Below are 26,586 nucleotides of genomic sequence, written 5' to 3'. Positions count from 1 at the left end.
CCGCAGTGACCGAGCTCCTCTCCGAACACACCGCGGACGTGATCGTCGTCGGGGCCGGGCCCGCCGGCTCGACCACCGCCTACTACCTCGCCAAGGCCGGATTGGACGTCCTGCTGCTGGAGAAGACGGCGTTCCCGCGCGAGAAGGTCTGCGGTGACGGCCTCACTCCGCGCGCCACGAAGCAGCTGGTGGCGATGGGCATCGACATCTCCGAAGAGGCCGGCTGGCTGCGCAACAAGGGTCTGCGCATCATCGGCGGCGGCCAGCGGCTGCAGTTGGACTGGCCGGAACTCGCCTCCTTCCCGGACTACGGACTCGTACGCAAGCGCGACGACTTCGACGAGACCCTGGCCCGCCAGGCGCAGAAGGCCGGTGCCCGGCTGTACGAGCGCTGCAACGTCGGCGAGCCCGTACGCGACCCCCGCACCGGCCACATCACCGGCGTACAGGCGAAGCTGGGCGAGGAGAAGACCCCGGTCACCTTCCACGCCCCGCTCGTCGTCGCGGCCGACGGCAACTCCTCCCGGCTGTCCCTCGCGATGGGCCTGCACCGGCGCGAGGACCGCCCGATGGGCGTCGCCGTCCGCACGTACTTCACCTCGCCCCGGCACGACGACGACTACCTGGAGTCCTGGCTGGAGCTGTGGGACCGGCGCGGTGCCCAGGACCGGCTGCTGCCCGGCTACGGCTGGATCTTCGGCATGGGCGACGGCACCTCCAACGTCGGCCTCGGCATCCTCAACTCCTCCTCCGCCTTCAAGGAGCTGGACTGGCGCGAGGTCCTCAAGGCCTGGTGCGCGTCCATGCCCGAGGACTGGGGCTACACCCCCGAGAACATGACGCAGCCGATCCGCGGCGCGGCCCTGCCGATGGCCTTCAACCGGCAGCCGCACTACACCAAGGGCCTGCTGCTGGTCGGCGACGCGGGCGGGCTCGTCAACCCGTTCAACGGCGAGGGCATCGCGTACGCGATGGAGTCGGGGCAGATCGCGGCCGACGTCATCGTGCAGGCGCACGCCCGGGCCACCCCGGCCCAGCGCGAGCTGGCGCTGCACAACTACCCGAAGGTGCTCAAGGAGACCTACGGCGGCTACTACACCCTGGGCCGCGCCTTCGTGAAGCTGATCGGCAACCCGAAGGTGATGAAGATCGCCGCACAGCGCGGCCTGACCCACCCGGTCCTGATGCGGTTCACGCTGAAGATGCTGGCCAACCTGACCGACCCGACGGGCGGCGACGCGATGGACCGCATCATCAACGGCCTCTCGAAGGTGGCCCCGAAGGCCTGAACCGGGCGGTGGACGGCGGCGCCCGTGCGGGCGCCGCTCGGTCAGTCCCCCGTGGCCCCGGCTTCGGCGACAGCCGTGTCGGGGTCGGTGTCCGGGCGGCCGTGCACCGTACGGACGCACCTCGCCAGCAGCACCAGCCCGCACACCAGCAGCGCGGCCGAGGCGGTCCAGCCGAGCCCCAGCGTGAGCGGGTGCCCCGGCTTCTGCCAGGGGCGGGCGGTCGTCAGCAGCCAGCCCCCCACGGCGAGCAGGCCGAGCCCGAGCGCGGCCGCGACGGCGGTGGGGTCGCCGGTGCCGTGGGACTCGTACGGCTTCGGGTTCACGGGACCACCACCTCCGGGGCGGGTCGTTCTGACGGTCAGGGCGCCCCCGCTATCTTCGCAGGGCCTCGGCCGGTTCGACACGGGCCGCCCGCCAGGCGGGATAGAGGCCGGCCAGCAGCCCGGTGACCAGGCCGACGAGCGGGGCGGCGGCGACGGTGACCGGATGGATCACCGGGGTCCAGTCCCGGGCCAGGGAGACGGCGACGACGGTCAGTTCGCCCAGCGAGGTGCCGACCAGCCCGCCGAGGGCCCCGAGGGCCGCGGACTCGGTGAGGAACTGCGCCGAGACGTGCCGGCCGCGGGCGCCCAGCGCCCGCCGCAGCCCGATCTCACCGGTCCGCTCCAGCACGGCGACGAGCGTGGTGTTCGCGATCCCGACGGCCCCGATGACCAGGCAGATCCCGGCGAGCAGCAGGAACAGCGCGCTCAGGTCCGAGGTGACGCCGGAGCGCAGGGTGCGCGGGTCCGGCGGCGGGACGGCCTTGAGGTACTCGGGGTGGTCGGGCCGCAGCGCGAGCGGGGCCAGGTCGGCCACCTGCCGGGCGGCCCCGAGCTCGGTGGAGATCAGCATGCTCGCGGAGCCGGGCGGCGGCTGTCCCCACAGCTGCTCCGCGGTGCCCCGCGGGACGAGGACCGACATCAGGTGCTCGGGCCGGCGTTCCAGGTCGGCGACGATGCCGCCCACGGTGAAGGGCTCCTGGCCGATGTAGAGGGCGGGGCGGGTGGCCAGGGTGGTGATCCCGAGGCGGGCGGCGAGGCCGCTGCCGATGACGACGACGCGCTCGTGGCCGCGCTCGGCGAAGTCGTCGTAGAGCCGCCCCTGTTGGAGGGTCGGGACGAGGGCGGCGACGGCCCCGGGGGACGCGGCGACGACGGCCGCGCCGGTGGTGGCCTCGCCGGCGCCGGACGGCAGGGGGCCGACGGAGGTCCGCGAGTCCAGCCGTACCGTCCACATCACCCCGGCGTGCTCGATGCCCTCGACCGCGTGCAGCCGCCGTTCGGCATCGGCGGGGAAGCCGGGCCCGGCGAACTCGTCCTGCTGCCCGGCGACGTCCTCGATGCTCACCTCGGTGGCGGTCAGGACGTTGAACCGGCCGTCGATCTGCGAGGAGATGGTGGCGGTGAGGCCCAGTACGGCCACGAAGCTGCCGACGCCGAGGACCGTGCCGAGGGCGGTGAGCGCGGCCCGGCCGGGGCGGCGCAGCATGCCGGCGACGGCCTCGGACAGGGCGTCGCGCAGGGACAGCCGGGTCGGTGCGACGGTGCTCACAGGTGCAGCCGCCCGTCGCGGATGGTGACGGTCCGGCGGCCGCGCCGGGCCACTTCGAGGTCGTGCGTGATGACGAGGACGGTCATCCCGGAGCGGTGGAGATCGTCCAGCAGCCCGAGGACGGAGGCCGCGTTGGCCGAGTCGAGGTTGCCGGTCGGCTCGTCGCACAGCAGCAGCGAGGGCCGGCCGACGAGGGCGCGGGCGATGGCCACGCGCTGGCGTTCGCCGCCCGACAGCCGCCCGGGCACGGCGCCGGCCCGGTGCCCGAGACCGACCTGGTCCAGGGCCTCGCGGGCGCGTACGAGGCGCTGGGCGCGCGGAATTCCGGTGTAGAGCATGGCGAGGGTGACGTTCTCCAGGGCGGACCGGTGGGGCAGCAGGTGGAAGGACTGGAAGACGAAGCCGATGCGGCGGCCGCGCAGGGCGGTGCGCTCCCGGTCGGGGAGGGCCGCGGTGTCGATCCCGTCGAGGAGGTACCGGCCGCTGGTGGGGGAGTCGAGCAGTCCGGCGACGTTGAGGAAGGTGGACTTCCCGGAGCCGGAGGGGCCGACGACGGTGATGAACTCGCCGCGCCGCACGACCAGCTCGCAGGGGTGGAGGGCCTCGACGGGCGGCGGCCCGGGGTAGGTGAGGCCGACCCCGCGGAACTCGATCACGGGCGCCGCCTCGCGCGCCCCGGCTCCGGGCGCCTCGGCCTCGCGCGCCCCGGCTCCGGACGCCCCGGCTCCGGACGCCCCGGCTCCGGACGCCCCGGCTCCGGACGCCCCGGCTCCGGACGCCCAGTCTCCGGGCGCCTCGGCTCCGGACGCCCCGGCTCCGGGCGCCTCGGTTTCGGCCCCGGGCGGTCCCGGCTCGGGCGCCTCGGTCTCCGGGGAGCCGGCCCGGGAGCGGCGCGGCAGGAGCCTCACTTGGCCGTCCCGCGCTTCTCGCGGGTCCCGCCGGGCGCGACTCCGATCACCACGCGGGTGCCGGCCACCAGGGAGCCCGCCTGGGCCGGGGTGACGGCCACGAAGCCGTCACCGCTGGTGCCGGTGCGTACCTCGATGCGCCGCTGGGTGCCCTCGGCGGACACGGCGGTGACGACCGTACGCCCATCCGCGCCGGCCGACACGGCGGTGACCGGGACCACGAGCGCCTCGCCGTCGGTGGCGGCGGACTCGATGGTCAGCCGGACGTCCTGACCGGCGAAGCCGGCGGGCAGCGGCTGGTCCGCGCGGACCACCATCCGGTAGCCGAGATCGGCTCCGCCGCCGCCCCCGCCTGCGGAATCCCCGCCTCCCTTGGCGCTCTGGCCCTGGTCCTGCTGCCGGGACCGGCCGGCGGGCTGTGCGGCGGACCGCTCGGCGGCGACCAGCGCCACCTTCCCGCGGACGTCGGTGCCGGAGACCTCGGAGGAGACCACCACCGCCATCCCGGCGCGCAGCAGCTGCTTCTTGTCGTCCTTGAGGTAGGCCTCGACGACGAGTTCCCCGGCGGAGAGCGTGAGCACCGGGCCCGAGACGGGGGAGCCGACGCGGGCGCCGACGGAGCTGACGCGGGCCGGGAAGGAGCCCAGGAACACGGTCTCGGCGGCGGGCAGCATCGGCCCGTCGGCGGCCTCGGCGGCCGCGAGGGCGGCCTGCGCCTCCGTGAGGGCCTGCCGGGCCCGCACCAGCTCCCGTCCGGAGCCGGCGCCGCCGACGGCTCCGGTACCTGTCGTCGTCCCGCCCTTGCCGGAGCCGGTGCCGGCGGGCGCGGGGGCGCCCGAGGGGGCCGGCCCGGCGGTGGCCGCGCCGCCCCGACCCGCGGCACCGGCGGAGCCGCTCGCGTCCTCGACGGCCCAGGTCGCCGACCGGACGGCCTCCCGCGCCGACTTGAGCGCCGCGCCGCCGTCGGCGACCGCGGGCAGCGGCTCGTACCCGATGGCCCGGTAGCGGGCGGCGAGCGCGGCCTTCGTACCCGCCCCGAAGACGCCCCTCGGGTCGGCGCCGGTGCCGTGCCCGAGCTCGCGCAGCGCCTGCTGCACCTGCGCGACGTCGTCCCCGGTGGCCCCCGGCTTGAGGTCCCGGTACATCGGCTGCGTGCCGTGCAGGGTGAACACCGGCCGCCCGGAGACCTCGGCGATCAGCTGGCCCGCCGTGACCGGGTCCCCCGCCTTCGGCGGCAGCTTGGTCACCATGGCCGCCCCGGACCCCGCGCCGTCACCGGAGCGGATCCCCTGCGGGGACACCTCGACGCTCTGGTCGGCGACGACGGAGCCGCGCATCACCAGCGTCTGCGCGAGGACCCGCCGTTCGACCTCCGCGGTCAGGGCCCCCTGCGCGGGCGGGCCGGTCTCCGCGGCCACCTGCGCGGGAGACTTCACGAGCGTGGTGGCCAGCAGCCCCCCGACCGCCATCAGCGCGGCGCCGCCGACGACCCCGAGCACCACGCGCCGCCCCCGCGCGAGGCCGCTGCGGTCGTCGTCCGGGACCACGGTGTGCTCGGTGTGCTCCACGACGTGATCGAGCTCGCTCATCTCTGCGGCCGGCACTTCTTCAGCGCGTCCGCGTGGTCGTGCTTGAGCGCGGACCACTGCTCCGGAGTGCCCTTGGTCTGGTCGGTCTCACCGGTGACCGGGTCCGGGTCCGGGTACCAGGTCACGCCCTCCGCCCGCAGGCACGCCGCCTCCTTCTGCGCGGCGGCGAGCTGCTCCGGCTCGGCCGGCCGGGGCTTCGCCGCGGGTGGCAGCTTCGACTCGCAGGCCTTGTGCGCCTCCTCGTTCCAGGGCTTCGACTTGTCCTCGCGGGGCGCGCCGTAATCGGTGTGGACGATGGCCACGCCGTGGTCCTTCAGGCAGTCGTAGTAGGCGATTTCCGCGGCGGTGGGCGGCGGACTGTCGCTCGCCCCGGGTTCCTTGTCCCCGCCGCCGCATCCCGTCAGTGAAATGCATATGAGGAGCAGTGGAGCGAAATAGCGTGCGTGCACGACGGGAGTTCCCTTGCGGCGGTAGAAGTGGGATCGGCGCGCCCGTGCGAGAAGTGCGAGGAGTGCGCGCCGGGCGATAGTAGAGAGGGGAAAGTGCGCGCACAAGTTCCTGGACAGTAACCAGACATGACTGTCCATCAGGTGAGAAGGACTTGGTTTTCGGGCGCCGTGGCCTGTTGAATCCCGGCCGACGGAGAGTCGTGATCATGTTCCGGCTCGACGTCACCATTTCACCTGCAGAGGGGCAGATCATGAACAAGGCATTCCGCGCGCTGACCACGGGCGGCGTCGCCGCCGTATCGGTGTGCGCGATTCTCCTGGGTACGGCCGGACAGGCCGCGGCCATGGGGAAGGACGGAAATCTGGAGGTCGACGAGTTCGGTCTTTTCTACTACCAGAATCAGACCGGTTGTGTCTTTGACCTGTACGGCGAGGACCTGAACTTCAACGACAACTACTTCAAGAGCGGGTGCACGGGTGCCGGGGCCCTCGTGAACGACAACACCGAGTCGTACCGGAACCGCGACGTCTACGCCTGGAAGGTCGCCACGGACGCGAACATCGACGGCAATGTCGGCGAGGTCCCGTCGAACTACTCCGGCAACGCCTCGGCCACCTTCAAGAACAAGATCAGCTCGGCCACCTACACCCTCCACCCCTGATCCGGACGAAGGAGTCCCGCGCTATGCGCACCGCCCGGCGCCTGCGTCTCGTCGCCCCGCTCGTCCTGCTGGCCACGGCGCTGGCCGGATGCTCCGGCGCCGGCGGTGCGCAGGGCGGCGAACCGGAGCTCGGCCCCGTCGAGTCCAATCCGGCGACGGCCGCGCTGTCCTTCCCGATGGACGCGTACACGGACACCGAAGCCGAGCGGATCCGCATGGGCCAGGTCCAGCAGATGCTGGTCTCCCGGTGCATGGCCCGGTACGGGTTCACGTACGAGGGGGTGAAGGCGGCCGCGCCGTCCGGCGGCGGGGCGGCCGAGGACCGGCACCGGTACCTCTTCGGCCTGGCCGATCCGGTGTACGCGGCGGCCCACGGGTACGACAAGTCCGCGGGGGAGGGGATGCCGGCCAAGCCCCCGGCGCCGCAGCTGAGCGACAGCGCCTACGTCGTGATGAACGGTGAACAGCCGGGAGCCCAGGGCGGCAGGATCCCCGACGCGAACACCGAGGAGGAGGCCGCGCAGCTGGACAGCGGCCTGATGGCGGGCGGGCAGAAGGTACCGGCCGGCGGATGCGCGCGGGAGGGGTACCGGAAGCTGTACGCGCCGACGAAGGACAGCGTGGACCTGCTCTTCACGTTCGGGCTGGCCTCGGAGGCGCACGAGCGGTCCCGGCAGGACTCCCGGGTCGTCAGCATGCTGAAGAACTGGGCGGCATGCATGGACAAATCGGGATACGGCGGGGTCGCCACCCCGTACGAGGTCATCGAGAAGCTGGGCCTGCAGGACGACAAGGGCGGCGCGAAGGCCGTCCTGGCCGCCAAGGCCGACGTCGCCTGCAAGCGCGAGGTGAACCTCGTAGGGATCTGGGCCGCGGTCGAGAAGGCCTACCAGGAGCGGCTCGTCGAGGAGCACGCCGAGACGCTGGCGCTCTACAAGAAGCAGCGCGACGCACGCTTCAAGCTGGCGGCGAGCCTGGTCTGAGGCGGACCGAAGGGCCGGTACTCCACCCCCGAGCGGGGGAGTACCGGCCCTTTCGTGCCCTGGTGACGATCCGGAGGATCAGAGGACGCGGACGGCGCCCGTCGGCTTGTCGTAGCTCAGGTTGCGCTCGACGATGCCCGTGCTGGGGTTCTGCGCGCCGACGAACTTGCCGCCGCCGACGTAGATGGCGACGTGGTACGCGTTGCCCTTGGAGCCCCAGAAGAGGATGTCGCCCGGCTGAAGGGCGTTCAGGGACACCGAGGTGCCGGCCGAGGACTGCGCCTGGGACATGCGCGGCAGGGAGATCCCGGCCTGGCGGTAGGCGGCCTGGACGAGGCCGGAGCAGTCGAACGAGGACGGGCCGGTGCCGCCCATGACGTACGCCTTGCCGACCTGCGCGCGGGCGAAGTTGACGATCGCGGCGGCGGAGCCGGTGGCCGGGGCGGTGACGGTACCGGTGCCCTGCGAGCTGCCGGAGCCGGAGGCCGAGGTGCTGTTGAGGGAAGCACGGGCGGAGGAGCGGGTGGCGCGCTCGGCCGCGGCCTTGCGGTCCGCCTCCTCCTTCTCCTTCTTCTCCTCGTCGGCCTTCTTCTGGGCCTCTTCCTTGGCCTGCTTCGCCTCGGCGGCGGCGCCGGTGCGGGCGCTCTCCTCCTGCGCGGTCAGTTCGCCCTCGACGGCGGCGAGACGGGTGTTCTCGGCTGCCGTGGTGACGGCGGAGGCGACCTCGGCGGCCAGATCCAGCTTGAGGACCGGCATTTCGAGCGTCGTCTCGGCCACGGGCTCGGACGGCGACGCGCTCGCGGTGCCGGCCATGGCCAGGGTGCTGAGGACGCCACCGGCAACTCCGGCGCGGACCGCGAGCTTCGAGGCGCTACGACGGGGCTTCCGGTGGCTGGGTATGTGAGCGGTGTGGGACATGAGGACAACCGCTATCAGGGCGTCCGGGGTCCCTTCAAGAAACGTGGGGTGCGCCACAGTTGCGCGCGAACGGCGCTAACCGGGCGCGTCCGGCTCCTTATTGACGCCGTAACGGGCGAAACGGACAGGCCTTCACAAGGCTGTGATCATGGGGTTTCTGAAATAAGTCCGAAATGATCCACGACCTACCATCCCCGCGCACAGATGGCCAAGCCCTCTTTCGGAAGCACGGATTCATAGTGGCGCAGGTCACAGGAGTGTCACGCGATGCGGACGCCGTACCCCGTCCGTGACCTTCCCGTGAAGAGCCCGAGGGGTTCGTGAACGGATGCACGCGCTCGGGCGCCCTCCGCCCCCCTCGTCTGCCCCGCGTCCACCTCCGTACGCACCGGCTCCCTCGACCGGGCGACGCCGATCCCTTTACCACCCCCGCGCGCCTGGTGCGAATTTGCCTGCACTAGCCATCGTTTGATAATGCTACGCGCCCTCTACCTGCGGTAACGGGGTCGGATGTCACCTTTGGTGATCATGTGGATGCTTCACGTACGAAGATCACCACTCGGTGAGCTTCATGATCGTTCGTCAGGTGGTGGAGATCACAAACTCGGTGTTGTAACCCGTGTCGCAGATCACAGACGAGCGGGCATAAGATGCGCACCAGTCCGGCTTGTGAACTGCCTCACATACGAGCGCTCGATTGAAGCGTGATCTTCGCGAGGCGGCGCACGCGGTGCCGGCGGCGGTCCAACGGTCAAGGACGACTGGAAGGAGCGAGGAGCGTGAATGCGTACGCACCCATCCTCGTGCTCGGCGCCCTCGGCGCAGGGTTTGCGATCTTCTCCGTGGTCATGGCCACGCTGATCGGCCCAAAACGGTACAACCGGGCGAAGCTCGAAGCTTACGAGTGCGGCATCGAGCCGACACCGATGCCGGCCGGCGGCGGCCGCTTCCCCATCAAGTACTACCTGACGGCGATGCTCTTCATCGTCTTCGACATCGAGGTTGTCTTCCTCTACCCCTGGGCCGTCACCTTCGACTCCCTGGGGATCTTCGGGCTCGTCGAGATGCTGCTCTTCGTGCTCACCGTCTTCGTCGCCTACGCCTACGTGTGGCGCCGCGGCGGCCTGGAATGGGACTGAGGGGCTGAGTTTTCCATGGGACTGGAAGAGAAGCTGCCGAGCGGCTTCCTGCTGACCACCGTCGAACAGGCCGCGGGCTGGGTGCGCAAGTCGTCCGTCTTCCCGGCGACCTTCGGCCTGGCCTGCTGCGCCATCGAGATGATGACCACCGGAGCGGGCCGGTACGACCTGGCCCGCTTCGGCATGGAGGTCTTCCGCGGCTCCCCGCGCCAGGCCGACCTGATGATCGTGGCCGGCCGGGTCAGCCAGAAGATGGCGCCGGTGCTGCGGCAGGTGTACGACCAGATGCCCGCTCCGAAATGGGTCATCTCCATGGGGGTCTGCGCCTCTTCGGGCGGCATGTTCAACAACTACGCGATCGTCCAGGGCGTCGACCACATCGTCCCGGTGGACATCTACCTGCCCGGCTGCCCGCCGCGCCCCGAGATGCTGATGGACGCGATCCTCAAGCTCCACCAGAAGATCCAGGGCGGAAAGCTCGGCGTGAACCGGGAAGAGGCGGCACGTGAGGCGGAGGAGGCGGCCCTCAAGGCCCTCCCCACCATCGAGATGAAGGGGCTGCTCCGGTGAGCGAGACCCATGAGCCGGAGAACGGCACCACCGGCGAGAACGGCGGCAACGGCGACGGCAGCAACGTCCCTGCGCCGCGCGACCAGGGACCCGAGGTCATCGGCGTCCGCAAGGGCATGTTCGGCGCCAGGAACGGCGGCGACACCAGCGGCTACGGCGGCCTGGTGCGCACCGTGGCCCTGCCCGGCGCGACCAGCCGCCCCTACGGCTCCTACTTCGACGAGGTGGCCGACGAGCTCGAAGGCGCACTGGAGGAGCAGGACCTGCTCCCCGAGAACGCCATCGAGAAGACGGTGGTCGACCGGGGGGAGCTCACCTTCCACATCGCCCGCGAGCACCTCGTCCGGGTGGCGCGCACGCTGCGTGACGACCCGGCCCTGCGCTTCGAGCTCTGCACCGGCGTCTCCGGGGTGCACTTCCCGCAGGACAAGGGCCGCGAGCTGCACGCCGTCTACCACCTGCGTTCGCTCACCCACGGCCGGATCGTGCGGCTGGAGGTGTCCGTCCCGGACAGCGACCCGCACGTCCCGTCGCTCGTCACGGTCTACCCGACCAACGACTGGCACGAGCGCGAGACGTACGACTTCTTCGGCCTGGTCTTCGACGGGCACCCGGCCCTCACCCGGATCATGATGCCGGACGACTGGCAGGGCTTCCCGCAGCGCAAGGACTACCCGCTCGGCGGCATCCCCATCGAGTACAAGGGCGCCCAGATCCCGGCTCCCGACCAGCGGAGGTCGTACAGCTGATGTCCACTTCGAATCACGCCTCCGCCGACCGGGCATCCGCGCGCGAGACGACCGAGGGCACCGTCTACACCGTCACCGGCGGCGACTGGGACGAGATCGTCCAGTCCGCGGCCAGGGCCGACGACGAGCGGATCGTCGTCAACATGGGTCCGCAGCACCCCTCCACCCACGGGGTGCTCCGCCTGATCCTGGAGATCGACGGCGAGACGGTCACCGAGGCCCGCTGCGGCATCGGCTACCTGCACACCGGCATCGAGAAGAACCTCGAATACCGGAACTGGACGCAGGGCACCACCTTCGTGACGCGCATGGACTACCTGACGCCGTTCTTCAACGAGACGGCGTACTGCCTCGGCGTCGAGAAGCTGCTCGGCATCACCGACCAGATCCCGGACCGCGCCACCGTCATCCGCGTCCTGCTCATGGAGCTCAACCGGCTCTCCTCCCACCTGGTGTGCATCGCCACCGGCGGCATGGAGCTGGGCGCGACCACGATCATGATCTACGGCTTCCGCGACCGCGAGCTGATCCTCGACATCTTCGAGCTGATCACCGGACTGCGCATGAACCACGCGTTCATCCGCCCCGGCGGCCTCGCGCAGGACCTGCCCCCGGGCGCCGTCGACCAGCTGCGCGAGTTCGTCAAGACGATGAAGAAGAACCTGCCGGAATACGACAAGCTCGCCACCGGCAACCCCATCTTCAAGGCCCGCATGCAGGACGTCGGCTACCTCGACCTCACCGGCTGCATGGCGCTCGGCGCCACCGGCCCGATCCTGCGCTCCGCCGGCCTGCCGCACGACCTGCGCAAGTCCGAACCGTACTGCGGCTACGAGAACTACGAGTTCGACGTGCCGACCACCGAGAGCTGCGACTCCTACGGACGCTTCCTGATCCGCCTGGAGGAGATGCGCCAGTCGCTGCGGATCATCGAACAGTGCCTGGAGCGCCTGGAACCGGGCCCGGTGATGGTCGCCGACAAGAAGATCGCCTGGCCGGCGCAGCTGGCGATGGGCCCGGACGGCCTCGGCAACTCGCTCGACCACATCAGGAACATCATGGGCACCTCCATGGAGGCCCTCATCCACCACTTCAAGCTGGTGACCGAGGGCTTCCGGGTACCGGCCGGACAGGCGTACGCGGCCGTCGAATCGCCCAAGGGCGAGCTCGGCGTACACGTCGTCTCCGACGGCGGCACCCGCCCCTACCGGGTCCACTTCCGCGACCCGTCCTTCACCAACCTGCAGGCCATGGCCGCGATGTGCGAGGGCGGCCAGGTCGCCGACGTCATCGTCGCCGTCGCCTCCATCGACCCCGTGATGGGAGGCGTCGACCGATGACCGCCAGTCCTCAGAACCAAGGGGTCTCCCTGGGCATGCCCCAGCTGCCGGCCCCCGACTTTCCGGCGGAGGTACGCGAGCGCCTCGAAGCGGACGCGCAGGAGGTGATCGCGCGCTACCCCGACAGCCGCTCGGCCCTGCTGCCGCTGCTGCACCTGTGCCAGGCGCAGGAGGGCCACGTCTCGCGCACCGGAGTCCGCTTCTGCGCCGAGGTGCTGGGCCTGACCACCGCCGAGGTCACGGCCGTCGCGACCTTCTACACGATGTACCGGCGCAAGCCCTCGGGCGACTACCAGGTCGGCGTGTGCACGAACACGCTGTGCGCGGTGATGGGCGGCGACGCGATCTTCGAGGAACTCAAGGAGCACCTCGGGGTCGGCAACAACGAAACCACCCCCGACGGCAAGGTCACCCTCGAACACATCGAGTGCAACGCGGCCTGCGACTTCGCCCCCGTGGTGATGGTCAACTGGGAGTTCTTCGACAACCAGACCCCCGAGTCCGCCAAGGCGCTGGTGGACGACCTGCTGGCCGGCCGCGAGGTCTCGCCGACCCGGGGCGCGCCGCTGTGCACGTACAAGGAGACCGCCCGGATCCTGGCCGGGTTCCCGGACGAGCGCGAGGGCGCGGTCGAAGCGACCGGCGGCGCCGGTCCCGCCTCCCTGATCGGGCTGCGCATCGCCCGCGGCGAGTCCCCGCACGCCTCGATCGTGCACCCGAGGTCCGAGGCGCAGGGCCAGACCCGTGGCGACACCACCACCGAGGGAGGGGAGGGATGACCGTGTCCTCCGAACTGAGCAATGGGGGCAGCACCTCCCGGCCCGAGGCCGGCGGCGGCACGAGCCCGGAGAAGCTCCTCGCGCCCGTGCTGTCGGCCTTCTGGGACGAGCCGCAGTCGTGGACGCTGGAGACCTACCGGCGCCACGAGGGCTACGAGGGCCTGCGCAAGGCGCTCGCGATGACCCCGGACGACCTCATCGCCTACGTCAAGGACTCGGGCCTGCGCGGACGCGGCGGCGCCGGCTTCCCCACCGGGATGAAGTGGCAGTTCATCCCGCAGGGCGACGGGAAGCCGCACTACCTCGTGGTGAACGCGGACGAGTCGGAGCCGGGGACCTGCAAGGACATCCCCCTCCTCTTCGCCAACCCGCACTCCCTCATCGAGGGAATGATCATCGCGTGCTACGCGATCCGCTCGCAGCACGCCTTCATCTACCTGCGCGGCGAGGTGGTGCCGGTCCTGCGGCGCCTGCACGAGGCGGTGCGCGAGGCGTACGAGGCCGGTTACCTCGGCAAGGACATCCTGGGGAGCGGGCTCGACCTCGACATCACGGTGCACGCGGGCGCGGGCGCGTACATCTGCGGCGAGGAGACGGCGCTGCTCGACTCCCTCGAAGGCCGGCGCGGTCAGCCCCGGCTGCGTCCCCCCTTCCCTGCCGTCGAGGGGCTCTACGCCTGCCCCACCGTCGTGAACAACGTCGAGTCCATCGCCTCGGTTCCCGCGATCCTGAACAAGGGCAAGGACTGGTTCAAGTCGATGGGGACCGAGAAGTCCCCCGGTTTCACCCTGTACTCGCTCTCCGGGCACGTCGCCGGCCCCGGCCAGTACGAGGCCCCGCTCGGCATCACCCTGCGCCAGCTCCTCGACATGAGCGGCGGCATGCGGCCCGGGCACCGGCTGAAGTTCTGGACCCCGGGCGGCTCCTCCACCCCGATGTTCACCGACGAGCACCTCGACGTCCCGCTCGACTACGAGGGTGTCGGCGCGGCCGGCTCCATGCTCGGCACCAAGGCGCTCCAGTGCTTCGACGAGACCACCTGCGTGGTGCGGGCCGTGACCCGGTGGACGGAGTTCTACGCCCACGAGTCCTGCGGCAAGTGCACGCCGTGCCGCGAGGGCACGTACTGGCTGGTCCAGCTGCTGCGCGACATCGAGGCCGGCAAGGGCGTCATGTCCGACCTCGACAAGCTGAACGACATCGCCGACAACATCAACGGCAAGTCCTTCTGCGCGCTCGGCGACGGCGCGGCCAGCCCGATCTTCTCCTCGCTCAAGTACTTCCGCGAGGAGTACGAGCAGCACATCACGGGCAAGGGCTGCCCCTTCGACCCCAGGAAGTCGACCCTCTGGGCCGACACGGAGGTGAACGCATGACCGTCACCACTACGGCCGCCTCCGGAGGAGACGCGGCCGTTCCGCCCGCGGACCTGGTGTCGCTGACCATCGACGGTGCCGAACTGTCCGTGCCCAAGGGCACCCTCGTCATCCGGGCCGCCGAACAGCTCGGCATCGAGATCCCCCGGTTCTGCGACCACCCCCTCCTCTCGCCGGCCGGCGCCTGCCGCCAGTGCATCGTCGAGGTCGAGGGCCAGCGCAAGCCGATGGCCTCCTGCACCATCACCTGCACCGACGGCATGGTCGTCAAGACCCAGCTGACCTCCGAGGTCGCCGACAAGGCCCAGCGCGGGGTGATGGAGCTGCTGCTCATCAACCACCCGCTGGACTGCCCGGTCTGCGACAAGGGCGGCGAGTGCCCGCTGCAGAACCAGGCGATGTCGCACGGCAACGCCGAATCGCGGTTCGAGGGCAGGAAGCGCACCTACGAGAAGCCGGTCCCGATCTCCACGCAGGTGCTGCTGGACCGCGAGCGCTGCGTGCTGTGCGCCCGCTGCACCCGCTTCTCCAACGAGATCGCCGGCGACCCGATGATCGAGCTGCTGGAACGCGGCGCGCTCCAGCAGGTCGGCACCGGCGAGGGCGACCCCTTCGAGTCGTACTTCTCCGGCAACACCATCCAGATCTGCCCCGTCGGCGCCCTCACCTCGGCCGCGTACCGGTTCCGCTCCCGCCCGTTCGACCTCGTCTCCTCCCCGAGCGTGTGCGAGCACTGCGCGGGCGGCTGCGCGACCCGTACCGACCACCGCCGCGGCAAGGTGCTGCGCCGCCTCGCCGCGGAGGACCCCGAGGTCAACGAGGAGTGGGTCTGCGACAAGGGGCGGTTCGGCTTCCGCTACGCCCAGCAGCGCGACCGCCTGGAAACCCCGCTGGTCCGCAACTCCGCCGGGGTCCTGGAGCCGGCCGGCTGGCCCGAGGCCCTGGAGGCCGCGGCCGACGGGCTCGCCGCCGCGCGCGGCCGGGCCGGGGTGCTCACCGGCGGCCGGCTCACCGTCGAGGACGCCTACGCGTACGCCAAGTTCGCCCGGGTCGTGCTCGACACCAACGACATCGACTTCCGGGCCCGCGTGCACAGTGCGGAGGAGGCCGATTTCCTGGCCGCCACCGTCGCCGGCACCGGCAGGGACCTCGACGGCAAGGGCGTCACCAACGCCTCGCTGGAGGCGGCCCCGGCCGTCCTCCTCGTCGGCATCGAGGCGGAGGAGGAGGCCCCCGGCGTCTTCCTGCGGCTGCGCAAGGCCCACCGCAAGCACAAGCAGCGGACCTTCGCCCTCGCCCCGTTCGCCACCCGCGGCCTGGAGAAGGCGGGCGGCACCCTGCTGGCCGCCGCCCCCGGCACCGAGCCGGAGTGGCTGGACGCACTGGCCTCCCGGACCGGTCTGGAGGCCGGCGGGGCCGCGGCCGCCGACGCGCTGCGCGCGCCCGGCGCCGTCATCGTGGTCGGGGAGCGGCTCGCCGGAGTGCCCGGTGCGCTGACCGCCGCCGTCCGGGCGGCCGCCGCGACCGGCGCGCAGCTGGTGTGGATCCCGCGCCGGGCCGGTGAGCGGGCCGCCGTCGAGGCGGGCGCGCTGCCGTCCCTGCTGCCGGGCGGCCGCCCGGCCACCGACCCGCGGGCCCGCGACGAGGTCGCCACCGCCTGGGGCCTGGACGAGCTGCCGCACCGCTACGGCCGCGACACCGGCCAGATCGTCGAGGCCGCGGCCTCCCGCGAGCTGTCGGCCCTGCTGGTCGCGGGCGTCGAGGTGAGCGACCTGCCGGACCCGGTCCGCGCGCGGATCGCCCTCCAGGAGGCGTTCGTGGTCTCCCTGGAGCTGCGGCCCGGCGAGGTCACCGCCCACGCGGACGTGGTCCTCCCGGTCGCCGCGGTGGCCGAGAAGGCCGGCGCGTTCATCAACTGGGAGGGCAGGGTCCGCCCGTTCGAGGCGGCGCTCAAGCCCGACCAGATGACCCGCCGGCTCGCCCCGGCCGACGCCCGCGTGCTCCACATGCTGGCCGACGCCGCCGACCGGCCGATCGCGCTGCCCGACGTGCACGCCGTACGCCGGGAGCTCGACGCGCTCGGCCCGTGGACCGGGGAACGCGCCGCCGAACAGTCCGCGGACACCGCGCCGCTGCCCCGGCCGGGCGTCGGCGAGGCGGTCCTCGCGGGCCACCGGCTCCTCCTCGACCTGGGCCGGCTCCAGGAGGGCGACGAGGCCCTGGCCGGCACCCGGCACGAGGCGAGCGCCCGGCTGTCGGCCGCCACGGCCGCCGAGACGGGCGTCAAGGACGGCGACGTCCTCGCGGTCACCGGCCCGGCCGGCTCCGTGGAACTCCCGCTGCGGATCACCGAGATGCCCGACCGCGTGGTCTGGCTCCCGCTGAACTCCACCGGCTCCGGCGTCCTCGCCGACGCCGGCGCCCGCCCGGGCAGCCTCGTACGCATCGGCCCGGCGACCCCGGCCGGCGCCGGCGACACCACTGCGGAGGTGGACGCGTGAACGCCGTACACGGTGACTTCGTACAACTGGCCGCGGAGGACCTGTCCCTCTTCGGCCGGGACGTCTGGTGGCTCGTCGTCCTCAAGGCGGTGTTCTGCTTCGCCTTCCTGATGGTGACCGTGCTCTTCTCCATCGTGTGGGAGCGCAAGGTCGTCGCCTGGATGCAGCTGCGCATCGGCCCCAACCGGCACGGCCCCTGGGGCATGCTCCAGTCGCTCGCCGACGGCGTGAAGCTGATGCTCAAGGAAGACCTCATCGTCAAGCGCGCCGACAAGGTGGTCTACGTCCTGGCCCCGATCATCGCGGCGATCCCGGCCTTCATGGCCATCGCGGTGATCCCCTTCGGGCCCGCGGACGACCAGGTCTCCATCTTCGGGCAGCGCACCAGCATGCAGCTGACCGACCTGCCCATCGCGATGCTCTACATCCTCGCGGTGGCCTCGGTCGGCATCTACGGCATCGTGCTGGCGGGCTGGTCCTCCGGCTCCACCTACCCGCTCCTCGGCGGACTGCGCTCCTGCGCGCAGATGATCTCCTACGAGATCGCGATGGGCGCGGCCTTCGCCTCGGTCTTCCTCTACTCCGGGTCGATGTCGACCTCGGCGATCGTCGAGGCGCAGCAGGACCGCTGGTTCATCGTCCTGCTGCCGGTGTCCTTCATCATCTACGTCATCACGATGGTCGGCGAGACGAACCGCGCCCCCTTCGACATGCCGGAGTCCGAGGGCGACCTCGTCGGCGGCTTCAACACCGAGTACTCGTCGATCAAGTTCGCGCTGTTCATGCTGGCCGAGTACGTCAACATGGTCACCGTCTCGGCGGTCTCGGTCACCCTCTTCCTGGGCGGCTGGCGGGCCCCGTACCCGATCAGCACCTTCTGGGAGGGCGCGAACCACGGCTGGTGGCCGATGCTCTGGTTCGTCCTCAAGGTGCAGCTGCTGCTCTTCTTCTTCATCTGGCTGCGCGGCACGCTGCCGCGCGTGCGCTACGACCAGCTGATGAAGCTCGGCTGGAAGGTGCTGATCCCGGTCTCCGTGGTCTGGCTGATGCTGGTCGCGACCGTCCGCGCGCTGCGCAACGAGGCGTACGACTTCAGCGAGATCGTCCTCTACGTCGGCGGCGGAGTCGTGGCGATCCTGCTGCTCTCGTTCGTCGCGGACGTCTTCCGTGACAAGCGCGAGAAGGCGCAGGCCGCCGAGGCCGTCGACCAGGCCGCGCCCTTCGACCCGCTGGCGGGCGGATTCCCCGTACCGCCCAAGCCCGGCCAGCACCTGGCACCCGTACCCCGCAGGCGTCCGCGCGGCGAGCGGGAGCTGATTGTCAGTGGCGGGACGAATACTGAGAGTGACCGAGAGGAGGCTTGAGAGATGTCCGACGACGACAAGTGGCAGAACCCGGTGGCGGGCTTCGGCGTGACCTTCAAGGCCATGTTCAAGAAGCGCCTCACCGAGCAGTACCCGGAGCAGCAGAAGACGACCGCCCCGCGCTTCCACGGACGGCATCAGCTCAACCGGCACCCCGACGGTCTGGAGAAGTGCATCGGGTGCGAGCTGTGCGCCTGGGCCTGTCCCGCCGACGCGATCTACGTGGAGGGCGCGGACAACACCGAGGAGGAGCGCTACTCCCCGGGCGAGCGGTACGGCGCCGTCTACCAGATCAACTACGCCCGCTGCATCCTGTGCGGGCTGTGCGTCGAGGCGTGCCCGACCCGGGCCCTGACCATGACGAACGAGTTCGAACTGGCCGACGCCAGCCGTGAGTCGCTCATCTACACCAAGGAGCAGCTGCTCGTCGGCCTCACCGAGGGCATGGTCGAGGCGCCGCACGCGATGTACCCCGGCACGGAGGACACCGACTACTACCGCGGGCAGGTGACGGGGGCCGCCCCCGGCACGGTCCGGCAGGTCGCGGTCACCAAGGGCGAGAAGCCCGAGGACGAGCCGGTGACGGCGCCCGAGGCCGAGGAGGTGCAGGCGTGAGCACCACCGCGGCAACCCTCACCTCCACCGGCGAGGCCGTGCAGTTCTGGGTCCTCGGCACGGTCGCCGTCATCGGCGCCCTGGCCACGATCCTGATGAAGAAGGCCGTGCACAGCGCCCTCAGCCTGGCCGGGACGATGATCATCCTGGCGGTCTTCTACCTCGCCAACGGGGCGTACTTCCTGGGCGTCGTCCAGGTCATCGTCTACACCGGCGCGATCATGATGCTGTTCCTCTTCGTGGTCATGCTCGTCGGCGTCACCGCCGCCGACTCCCTGAAGGAGACCATCAAGGGGCAGCGCTGGCTGGCCGCCCTGTGCGGGCTCGGCTTCGGCATCCTGCTGATCGCCGGCATCGCCCACGCCAAGCTCACCCACTTCAACGGGCTCGGCCGGATCAACTCCGCCGGACACGTCGAGGGCCTGGCCCAGCTGATCTTCACCAAGTACGTCTTCGCCTTCGAGATCACCGGCGCGCTGCTGATCACCGCGGCCGTCGGCGCGATGGTGCTCACCCACCGCGAGCGCACCGAACGGGCCGCCACCCAGCGCGAGCTGGCCGAGAAGCGCGTCCGCGAGGGCGTGCAGCTTCCGCCGCTGCCCGCGCCCGGCGTCTACGCCCGGCACAACGCGGTGGACGTGGCCGGTCTGCTGCCGGACGGCACCCCGTCCGAGCTGACGGTCAGCAAGACACTGCGCGCCCGCGGCCAGATCCGTGACGTGTCGAGCGAGGCGCTGAACGACCTGAAGGCGCTGGAGCAGGCGTCGGCGGAGCGCCTCGGCCGCGAGGAGGCATCCAAGTGAATCCGGTCAACTACCTGTACCTGGCGGCCCTGCTGTTCACCATCGGCGCGAGCGGCGTGCTGATCCGCAAGAACGCGATCGTGCTGTTCATGTGCGTCGAGCTGATGCTCAACGCCTGCAACCTCGCCTTCGTCGCCTTCTCGCGGATGCACGGCAACCTCGACGGCCAGATCATCGCGTTCTTCACGATGGTCGTCGCCGCCGCGGAGGTCGTGGTCGGCCTGGCGATCATCGTGTCGCTGTTCCGTACCCGCCACTCGGCCTCGGTCGACGACGCCAGCCTGATGAAGCTGTAAGGGGTCGCTGTGGAGAACCTGATTGCGCTGCTGGTGGCAGCGCCCCTGCTCGGAGCGGTGGTGCTGCTGTGCGGCGGCCGGCGCCTCGACAAGGTCGGTCACTGGATCGGCACCCTGCTCGCGGCCGTCTCCTTCGGGCTCGGCGTCGCCCTGTTCGCCGACATGCTGTCGCGCAGCGGCGAGGACCGGACCCTGTACCAGCGCCTGTACACCTGGATCCCCGTCGAGGGCTTCCAGGCGGACATGGCCTTCCAGCTGGACCAGCTGTCGATGACGTTCGTCCTGCTGATCTCCGGGGTGGGCACGCTCATCCACGTGTACTCGATCGGGTACATGGAGCACGACGAGCGCCGCCGCCGCTTCTTCGGCTACCTCAACCTGTTCGTCGCGGCCATGCTGCTGCTGGTCCTCGCCGACAACTACCTGCTGCTGTACTTCGGCTGGGAGGGCGTGGGCCTCGCCTCGTACCTCCTGATCGGCTTCTGGCAGCACAAGCCCAGCGCGGCCACCGCCGCGAAGAAGGCCTTCCTCGTCAACCGCGTCGGCGACATGGGCCTGTCGATCGCGATCATGCTGATGTTCACCACCTTCGGGACCTTCGCCTTCGGGCCGGTGCTCGCGTCGGTGGGCGAGACCTCCGAGGGCACGCTGACGGCGATCGGCCTGATGCTGCTGCTGGCCGCCTGCGGCAAGTCCGCCCAGGTCCCGCTGCAGTCCTGGCTCGGTGACGCGATGGAGGGCCCGACGCCGGTCTCGGCCCTGATCCACGCCGCCACCATGGTGACCGCGGGCGTGTACCTGATCGTCCGCTCGGGCGCCATCTTCAACGGGGCGCCGGACGCGCAGCTGGTGGTCACCGTCGTGGGCGCGGTCACGCTGCTCTTCGGTGCGATCGTCGGTTGTGCGAAGGACGACATCAAGAAGGCCCTGGCGGGCTCGACGATGTCGCAGATCGGCTACATGATCCTCGCCGCCGGCCTCGGCCCGATCGGCTACGTCTTCGCGATCATGCACCTGGTGACGCACGGCTTCTTCAAGGCGGGCCTCTTCCTCGGCGCGGGTTCCGTGATGCACGGGATGAACGACGAGGTGGACATGCGCAAGTACGGCGCCCTGCGCACGTACATGCCGGTCACCTTCGTCACCTTCGGACTCGGATACCTGGCCATCATCGGCTTCCCGGGCCTGTCCGGCTTCTTCTCCAAGGACATGATCATCGAGGCCGCCTTCGCGAAGGGCGGCACCGAGGGGTGGATCCTCGGCGGCGTGACCCTGCTGGGCGCCGGCATCACGGCGTTCTACATGACCCGCGTCATGCTCCTCACCTTCTTCGGCGAGAAGCGCTGGCAGCCGACGGTGTCCGACAGCGGCTCCGCCGCGGGCGAGGGCCACATGCCGCACCCGCACGAGTCCCCGAAGTCGATGACCATCCCGATGGTCATCCTGGCGTTCGGCTCGGTCTTCGCCGGCGCCTTCTTCGAGATCGGCGAGCGCTTCCTCAAGTGGCTGGAGCCCGTCACCGGTTACGAGCACGGCAACCCGCCGGTCAGCGCCATGACGGTGACCGCCTCGACCATGGTGGTCCTGGTCGTCGGCGTCGGCATCGCCTGGGCGATGTACGGCCGCAGGCCCGTCCCGGTCGTCGCCCCGCGCGGCTCGCTCCTCACCCGGGCGGCCCGCCGGGACCTGTACCAGGACGACTTCAACCACGTCGTGTTGGTGCGCGGCGGGGAGCACCTGACCCGCTCCCTCGTGTACGTCGACCACAGCCTGGTCGACGGTGTGGTCAACGGGACGGCCGCCTCGGTCGGCGGGCTCTCGGGCCGGCTCCGCAAGCTGCAGAACGGCTACGCCCGCAGCTACGCGGTCTCGATGTTCGGGGGCACGGTGGTCCTGATCGCCGCGACCCTGCTGATGAGGGCGGTGTGAAATGAGTTTCCCGCTTCTGACGGTGACGGCCGCGGTCCCCGCGGCCGGTGCGATCCTGACGGCGGCCGTCCCGGCCGCCCGCAGGACCGCCGCCAAGTGGCTCGCGCTGTTCTTCTCGCTGGCGACACTGGCCCTGGCCGTGCTCGTCGCGGTCCGCTTCGACCCCGGCGGCGACCGCTACCAGCTCACCGAATCCCGCCCCTGGATCGCCGACTTCGGCGTCCGCTACGAACTGGGCGTCGACGGGATCGGGGTGGTCCTCATCGGGCTCACCGCGCTCCTGATCCCCTTCGTGATCGCGGCCGGCTGGCACGACGCCGACCCCCTGGAGACCAAGAGCTCCCGGTGGCGGCCGACCCAGGGCTTCTTCGCCCTGATCCTGCTGGTCGAGGCGATGGTGATCATCTCCTTCGAGGCCACCGACGTCTTCCTCTTCTACATCTTCTTCGAAGCCATGCTCATCCCGATGTACTTCCTCATCGGCGGCTTCGGGGACCGGGCGCACTCCGGTACCGACGAGAACGCGGCCGCGCAGCGCTCGTACGCGGCGGTCAAGTTCCTCCTCTACAACCTAGTCGGCGGCCTGATCATGCTGGCCGCCGTCATCGGGCTGTACGTGGTCGCCGGGAACTTCTCGCTCCAGGAGATCACCGCCGCCCGCGCCGCGGGCACGCTCGACATGACGACCAACACCGAGCGGCTGCTCTTCCTCGGCTTCTTCTTCGCCTTCGCGGTGAAGGCCCCGCTGTGGCCGCTGCACACCTGGCTGCCGAACGCGATGGGCGAGTCCACCGCACCGGTGGCCGTCCTGATCACCGCGGTCGTCGACAAGGTCGGCACCTTCGCGATGCTCCGCTTCTGCCTCGGGCTCTTCCCGGACGCCAGCAAGTGGGCCACGCCGGTGATCCTGGTCCTGGCCCTGATCAGCATCGTCTACGGCGCATTGGTCGCGGTCGGCCAGCGGGACATCAAGCGGCTGGTCGCCTACGCCTCGATCTCGCACTTCGGCTTCATCATCCTGGGCATCTTCGCGATGACCTCCCAGGGTCAGTCCGGCGCCACCCTCTACATGGTCAACCACGGCCTGTCGACGGCGGCGCTGATGCTGGTGGCCGGCTTCCTGATCTCGCGGCGCGGCTCGCGGCTCATCGCCGACTACGGCGGCGTCCAGAAGGTGGCCCCGGTCCTCGCCGGCACCTTCCTGATCGGCGGCCTCGCCACCCTCTCGCTGCCGGGCCTCGCGCCCTTCGTCAGCGAGTTCCTGGTCCTGGTCGGCACCTTCGCCCGGTACCCGGTGGTCGGCATCATCGCCACCGTGGGCATCGTGCTCGCCGCGCTCTACACGCTGGTGCTCTACCAGCGCACGATGACCGGCCCCGTGAAGGAGGAGGTCCGCACGATGCCGGACCTGCGCCTGCGGGAGCTGCTGGTGGTCGCCCCGTTGATCGCACTGCTGATCGGGCTGGGCGTCTACCCGAAGGTGCTCACCGACATCGTCAACCCGGCGGTGGAGCACACCATGTCGGACGTGAAGCAGACGGACCCGAAGCCCGAGGTGGCTGTCGAGGCCAAGAACGGGGAGGCGGCGAAGTGAGCACAGTGACTTCCGCCCACAGCCTGTGGACACTGGCGGCCGAGGCACCGGTCGACCGGATCCCGGCACCGACCATCGAGTACGCACAGCTCGCGCCCACGCTGATCGTGGTGGGCGCGGCGGTCCTCGGGATCCTCGTGGAGGCCTTCGTGCCCCGCAAGTCCCGGTACTACGTGCAGGTGTTCCTCGCCGTCGCGGCGCTGGCCTCGGCCTTCGCGGCGGTCGTCGGCCTCGCGGCCGGCGGGTACGGCTCGACCAAGGCCCACATCGCGGCGATGGGCGCCATCGCCGTCGACGGTCCGGCGCTGTTCCTGCAGGGCACCATCCTGCTGGCCTCGGTCGTCGCGGTCTTCACCTTCGCCGAGCGGCGCCTCGACCCGGCGGCGCACGGCAACCGGGTGGACTCCTTCGCCGCCCAGGCGGCGTCCGTACCGGGCAGCGACAGCGAGAAGGCCGCCGTCAAGGCGGGCTTCACCACCACCGAGGTCTTCCCGCTGGCGCTGTTCGCGATCGCCGGAATGCTGATCTTCCCGGCGGCCAACGACCTGCTGACGCTGTTCGTCGCGCTGGAGGTCTTCTCCCTCCCGCTGTACCTGCTCTGCGCCGTCGCCCGCCGCCAGCGGCTGATGTCGCAGGAGGCCGCGGTGAAGTACTTCCTGCTGGGTGCCTTCTCCTCCGCCTTCCTCCTCTTCGGCATCGCGCTGCTCTACGGGTACGCGGGCTCGGTCTCGTACGCGGTGATCGCCGACGTGGTCGACGGCACGGTCACGAAGATCGACCCGGCGCTGGCCTCCACCATGGGCAATGACGCGCTGCTGCTGATCGGCGGCGCGCTGATCCTGATGGGTCTGCTCTTCAAGGTCGGCGCGGTCCCGTTCCACATGTGGACCCCGGACGTCTACCAGGGCGCCCCGACCCCGGTCACCGGCTTCATGGCCGCCGCCACGAAGGTCGCCGCGTTCGGCGCCCTGCTGCGGCTGCTGTACGTGGTGCTGCCGGGCCTGCGGTGGGACTGGCGGCCGGTGATGTGGGCGATCGCCATCGTCACGATGCTGGCGGGCGCGGTCATCGCCGTGACCCAGACCGACGTCAAGCGGCTCCTCGCCTACTCCTCGATCGCGCACGCGGGCTTCATCCTGGCCGGTGTGATCGCGACCTCGGCGCAGGGCGTCCAGTCCGTCCTCTTCTACCTGGGCGCGTACTCGTTCGTGACGATCGGCGCCTTCGCGGTGGTCACGCTGGTGCGCGACGCGGGCGGCGAGGCGACGCACCTGTCCAAGTGGGCCGGGCTGGGCAGGCGTTCGCCGCTGACGGCGGCCGTCTTCGCGGTGTTCCTCCTGGCCTTCGCCGGCATCCCGCTGACGTCGGGCTTCACGGGCAAGTTCGCCGTGTTCCGGGCGGCGGCGGAGGGCGGCGCGGGGGCGCTGGTCGTGGTCGGTGTCCTCTCGTCCGCGATCGCCGCGTTCTTCTACATCCGGGTGATCGTCCTGATGTTCTTCAGCGAGCCGAAGGCCGACGGCCCGACGGTGGCGGTGCCCTCGCCGCTGACGATGACCACCATCGCGGTGGGTGTCGCGGTCACCGTGATCCTCGGCGTGGCCCCGCAGTACTTCCTGGACCTGGCCGGGCAGGCGAGCACGTTCGTCCGCTGACCGGTCCGCCGCACGGAAAGGGCCCGGCCCCCTTCGGGGAGCCGGGCCCTTCGCCGTTGCGTGGGCTACCTCTTCGGACGGTGCCGGGGCGTGATCGCCGTGAGATCGACATCGATGGCGAAGGGTACGGAGACCTTCAGACGGTCGTGGAAGATCCCCGTCGCGACGTAGGCGCCCGTGGCCGGATCCAACTCGTAGACGTAGACCACAGCACGTCCGTCCTTGTTCTCGACCCGCCAGAAGTGGATGATCCCGGCCCTGGCGTACTTCAACGGCTTGGTTTCGCGGTCGCGTCCGACAGAGTCGGGGGAGACCACCTCGATGGCCAGCACCACTGCCTCGGCAGGGAACCGGGTCTGTTCCAGATCGTCTACGACGTCAGTGCGTACGACCACCACATCCGGCTCAGGCCGATTGCGTTTGTCGATGTCGATCGTGAACTCGCGAAAGATCTCGAAGTCGGCGGGGGCCGCCGACCGCAGCTGCCACTTGAACAAGTCGATGGCTCGCTCGTGGAAGATGCTCTGCGGACTCACGAAGATCAAGCTCCCGTCGATCAGCTCCGTGTGCGGAGGCAGATTCGGAAGCGTGTCCAGGTCGTCCGCGGTCCAGCCGCCCGCAGGCGGGATGGGCCAGCGGGGGCCCGGCTCCGGCTCAGGCTGCGGCGCGGCGGGTTCGACGCTCATCAGTGCTCCCATGGGGCAGAGTCTCGCGAGTGCGTTCAGCGTATCGCCGGAGTTCTCGCGAAAAGCCGTCCTTATGGGTGAGTCATATGCTGCTGGCACTTGACCATGCAGGCCGGCGCGGACTAGCGGCCGTGAGCGTGCCCGGCGGCCCCTGCGGCCGTGTTCTTCTTGGGGCAGGTCAGGGCCGGGTTCCAGTTGTGGAAGCGGCCGGCCGGGTTCTCCTTGTACGCCCACATGTGCAGGTCGTAGTGCTTGGGCATGCCCGCCCAGTGGCCCGGCATCGGGCCGTCGAAGGGCAGCCCGAACATGCTCGGACGGTCGTCGGCGGTCTTCAGGTCCTGGTCCCGGTCGGTGTACATCCACTCCACGGTCTGGAGCCTGCGGCGGCCCTTGTGGTCCTTCTCGGTGCTGTAGAGGAGCGCGGTCGGCCTGGCGGGGTCCATCGAGCCCCAGTTGGCCTGCTTGACGTAGTGGTAGCCCATGGAGCCCACCCCGAACGGGTTGGTCATGCAGGACTCGCCCTTCGGGACGTACCCGTCCTTGAGGGCCTCCCGCTCGTCGACGTACTTGGCCGTCACCGCGATGGCCGTCGCCATGTCCTTCATGGCCCCGGCATCGCGCGGGTCGGGGGCGGGCCCCTCGACCCCGTGCGCCGGGGCCACGGCGACGAGGCCGAGCGACAGGGCGGCCGCACAGGTGAGGACGGTCTTCAGACGGCGTACGGACATGGCGGCGGCTCCTGGGCGGTGGGGGTACGGGGTACGGGTTCCCGGTTCGGTTCGTCCGTCCACCATCCCGGCCC

25 protein-coding genes are annotated in these 26,586 nt (G+C 70.7%); 17 read left to right on the top strand and 8 right to left on the bottom strand.

What is annotated here, in order from left to right:
- Window positions 1-5: 5 nt before the first annotated feature.
- The gene (locus ACZ6JT_RS13225) at window positions 6-1,289 is read left to right on the top strand and encodes a geranylgeranyl reductase family protein (protein WP_469209446.1); all 1,284 of its coding nucleotides are present in this window, start codon (window positions 6-8) and stop codon (window positions 1,287-1,289) included.
- A gap of 41 nt (window positions 1,290-1,330) precedes the next feature.
- On the opposite strand, the gene ACZ6JT_RS13220 is transcribed toward ACZ6JT_RS13225, so the two are convergent.
- From ACZ6JT_RS13220 to ACZ6JT_RS13200, 5 genes are all read right to left on the bottom strand, one after another.
- The gene (locus ACZ6JT_RS13220; RefSeq protein WP_469209445.1) at window positions 1,331-1,612 is read right to left on the bottom strand and encodes a hypothetical protein; all 282 of its coding nucleotides are present in this window, start codon (window positions 1,610-1,612) and stop codon (window positions 1,331-1,333) included.
- 49 nt (window positions 1,613-1,661) lie between these two features.
- Window positions 1,662-2,882, bottom strand: coding sequence for an ABC transporter permease (locus ACZ6JT_RS13215; protein ID WP_469209444.1), 1,221 nt, complete (start codon window positions 2,880-2,882; stop codon window positions 1,662-1,664).
- Window positions 2,879-3,538 (bottom strand): ABC transporter ATP-binding protein, encoded by a 660-nt coding sequence (locus ACZ6JT_RS13210; protein WP_365482463.1) that lies wholly within the window; start codon window positions 3,536-3,538, stop codon window positions 2,879-2,881. Before ACZ6JT_RS13210 ends, ACZ6JT_RS13215 begins: the two co-directional genes overlap by 4 nt.
- 248 nt (window positions 3,539-3,786) lie before the next feature.
- Window positions 3,787-5,379 (bottom strand): efflux RND transporter periplasmic adaptor subunit, encoded by a 1,593-nt coding sequence (locus ACZ6JT_RS13205; RefSeq protein ID WP_469209443.1) that lies wholly within the window; start codon window positions 5,377-5,379, stop codon window positions 3,787-3,789.
- Window positions 5,376-5,828 (bottom strand): hypothetical protein, encoded by a 453-nt coding sequence (locus tag ACZ6JT_RS13200; protein WP_469209442.1) that lies wholly within the window; start codon window positions 5,826-5,828, stop codon window positions 5,376-5,378. The genes ACZ6JT_RS13205 and ACZ6JT_RS13200 overlap by 4 nt, the downstream gene beginning before the upstream one ends.
- A 251-nt stretch (window positions 5,829-6,079) precedes the next feature.
- On the opposite strand from ACZ6JT_RS13200, the gene ACZ6JT_RS13195 reads away from it, so the two are divergent.
- The gene (locus ACZ6JT_RS13195; RefSeq protein ID WP_469209441.1) at window positions 6,080-6,490 is read left to right on the top strand and encodes a hypothetical protein; all 411 of its coding nucleotides are present in this window, start codon (window positions 6,080-6,082) and stop codon (window positions 6,488-6,490) included.
- 23 nt (window positions 6,491-6,513) lie between these two features.
- Entirely contained in the window at window positions 6,514-7,473 is a 960-nt protein-coding gene (locus ACZ6JT_RS13190) for a hypothetical protein (protein WP_469209440.1), read from the top strand.
- A 78-nt stretch (window positions 7,474-7,551) separates the two neighbouring features.
- Here the strand turns inward: ACZ6JT_RS13190 and ACZ6JT_RS13185 are convergent, their stop codons facing one another.
- Window positions 7,552-8,391 carry a C40 family peptidase gene (locus ACZ6JT_RS13185; protein WP_469209439.1) on the bottom strand — a complete coding sequence of 280 codons (840 nt, stop codon included), beginning with the start codon at window positions 8,389-8,391 and terminating at the stop codon, window positions 7,552-7,554.
- 779 nt (window positions 8,392-9,170) lie between these two features.
- Here ACZ6JT_RS13185 and ACZ6JT_RS13180 point away from each other — a divergent pair.
- The 14 genes from ACZ6JT_RS13180 to nuoN are packed head-to-tail and all read left to right on the top strand — an operon-like array spanning window position 9,171 to window position 25,098.
- A complete protein-coding gene (locus tag ACZ6JT_RS13180; RefSeq protein WP_030010013.1) occupies window positions 9,171-9,530 on the top strand; it encodes an NADH-quinone oxidoreductase subunit A in 360 nt (119 codons plus the stop codon).
- 15 nt (window positions 9,531-9,545) lie between these two features.
- Window positions 9,546-10,100, top strand: a complete 555-nt coding sequence (locus tag ACZ6JT_RS13175) for a NuoB/complex I 20 kDa subunit family protein (RefSeq protein ID WP_030162005.1) — start codon at window positions 9,546-9,548, stop codon at window positions 10,098-10,100.
- Window positions 10,097-10,849: an NADH-quinone oxidoreductase subunit C gene (locus ACZ6JT_RS13170; protein ID WP_469209438.1), complete on the top strand. Its 753-nt coding sequence runs from the start codon at window positions 10,097-10,099 to the stop codon at window positions 10,847-10,849. Before ACZ6JT_RS13175 ends, ACZ6JT_RS13170 begins: the two co-directional genes overlap by 4 nt.
- Window positions 10,849-12,189, top strand: coding sequence for an NADH-quinone oxidoreductase subunit D (locus tag ACZ6JT_RS13165; RefSeq protein ID WP_469209437.1), 1,341 nt, complete (start codon window positions 10,849-10,851; stop codon window positions 12,187-12,189). The genes ACZ6JT_RS13170 and ACZ6JT_RS13165 overlap by 1 nt, the downstream gene beginning before the upstream one ends.
- Entirely contained in the window at window positions 12,186-12,968 is a 783-nt protein-coding gene (gene nuoE, locus ACZ6JT_RS13160; RefSeq protein ID WP_469209436.1) for an NADH-quinone oxidoreductase subunit NuoE, read from the top strand. The genes ACZ6JT_RS13165 and nuoE overlap by 4 nt, the downstream gene beginning before the upstream one ends.
- Window positions 12,965-14,344 carry an NADH-quinone oxidoreductase subunit NuoF gene (gene nuoF, locus ACZ6JT_RS13155; RefSeq protein WP_319722239.1) on the top strand — a complete coding sequence of 460 codons (1,380 nt, stop codon included), beginning with the start codon at window positions 12,965-12,967 and terminating at the stop codon, window positions 14,342-14,344. The genes nuoE and nuoF overlap by 4 nt, the downstream gene beginning before the upstream one ends.
- On the top strand, window positions 14,341-16,845 hold the full coding sequence (locus tag ACZ6JT_RS13150; RefSeq protein ID WP_469209435.1) for an NADH-quinone oxidoreductase subunit G: 2,505 nt from the start codon (window positions 14,341-14,343) through the stop codon (window positions 16,843-16,845). The genes nuoF and ACZ6JT_RS13150 overlap by 4 nt, the downstream gene beginning before the upstream one ends.
- Window positions 16,842-18,209 (top strand): NADH-quinone oxidoreductase subunit NuoH, encoded by a 1,368-nt coding sequence (gene nuoH / locus ACZ6JT_RS13145; protein WP_469209434.1) that lies wholly within the window; start codon window positions 16,842-16,844, stop codon window positions 18,207-18,209. The genes ACZ6JT_RS13150 and nuoH overlap by 4 nt, the downstream gene beginning before the upstream one ends.
- A 3-nt stretch (window positions 18,210-18,212) precedes the next feature.
- Window positions 18,213-18,824: an NADH-quinone oxidoreductase subunit NuoI gene (gene nuoI, locus ACZ6JT_RS13140; protein ID WP_469209433.1), complete on the top strand. Its 612-nt coding sequence runs from the start codon at window positions 18,213-18,215 to the stop codon at window positions 18,822-18,824.
- Window positions 18,821-19,627 (top strand): NADH-quinone oxidoreductase subunit J, encoded by an 807-nt coding sequence (locus ACZ6JT_RS13135; protein ID WP_365482390.1) that lies wholly within the window; start codon window positions 18,821-18,823, stop codon window positions 19,625-19,627. Before nuoI ends, ACZ6JT_RS13135 begins: the two co-directional genes overlap by 4 nt.
- Entirely contained in the window at window positions 19,624-19,923 is a 300-nt protein-coding gene (gene nuoK, locus ACZ6JT_RS13130) for an NADH-quinone oxidoreductase subunit NuoK (protein ID WP_008738417.1), read from the top strand. Before ACZ6JT_RS13135 ends, nuoK begins: the two co-directional genes overlap by 4 nt.
- Before the next feature lie 9 nt (window positions 19,924-19,932).
- Window positions 19,933-21,852: an NADH-quinone oxidoreductase subunit L gene (gene nuoL / locus ACZ6JT_RS13125; RefSeq protein WP_469209432.1), complete on the top strand. Its 1,920-nt coding sequence runs from the start codon at window positions 19,933-19,935 to the stop codon at window positions 21,850-21,852.
- Between the two features lies 1 nt (window position 21,853).
- Window positions 21,854-23,446, top strand: a complete 1,593-nt coding sequence (locus tag ACZ6JT_RS13120) for an NADH-quinone oxidoreductase subunit M (RefSeq protein ID WP_469209431.1) — start codon at window positions 21,854-21,856, stop codon at window positions 23,444-23,446.
- A 5-nt stretch (window positions 23,447-23,451) separates the two neighbouring features.
- Window positions 23,452-25,098 (top strand): NADH-quinone oxidoreductase subunit NuoN, encoded by a 1,647-nt coding sequence (gene nuoN / locus ACZ6JT_RS13115; RefSeq protein WP_469209663.1) that lies wholly within the window; start codon window positions 23,452-23,454, stop codon window positions 25,096-25,098.
- 65 nt (window positions 25,099-25,163) lie between these two features.
- On the opposite strand, the gene ACZ6JT_RS13110 is transcribed toward nuoN, so the two are convergent.
- Both ACZ6JT_RS13110 and ACZ6JT_RS13105 read right to left on the bottom strand, forming a co-directional pair.
- A complete protein-coding gene (locus tag ACZ6JT_RS13110) occupies window positions 25,164-25,784 on the bottom strand; it encodes a Uma2 family endonuclease (RefSeq protein WP_469209661.1) in 621 nt (206 codons plus the stop codon).
- Window positions 25,785-25,906: 122 nt separating this feature from the next.
- On the bottom strand, window positions 25,907-26,512 hold the full coding sequence (locus tag ACZ6JT_RS13105) for a hypothetical protein (protein ID WP_469209430.1): 606 nt from the start codon (window positions 26,510-26,512) through the stop codon (window positions 25,907-25,909).
- Window positions 26,513-26,586 lie beyond the last annotated feature (74 nt).

The sequence above is a fragment of the Streptomyces sp. NPDC046308 genome, assembly GCF_055588065.1.
This window is presented reverse-complemented; position numbering and strand designations above follow the sequence as displayed.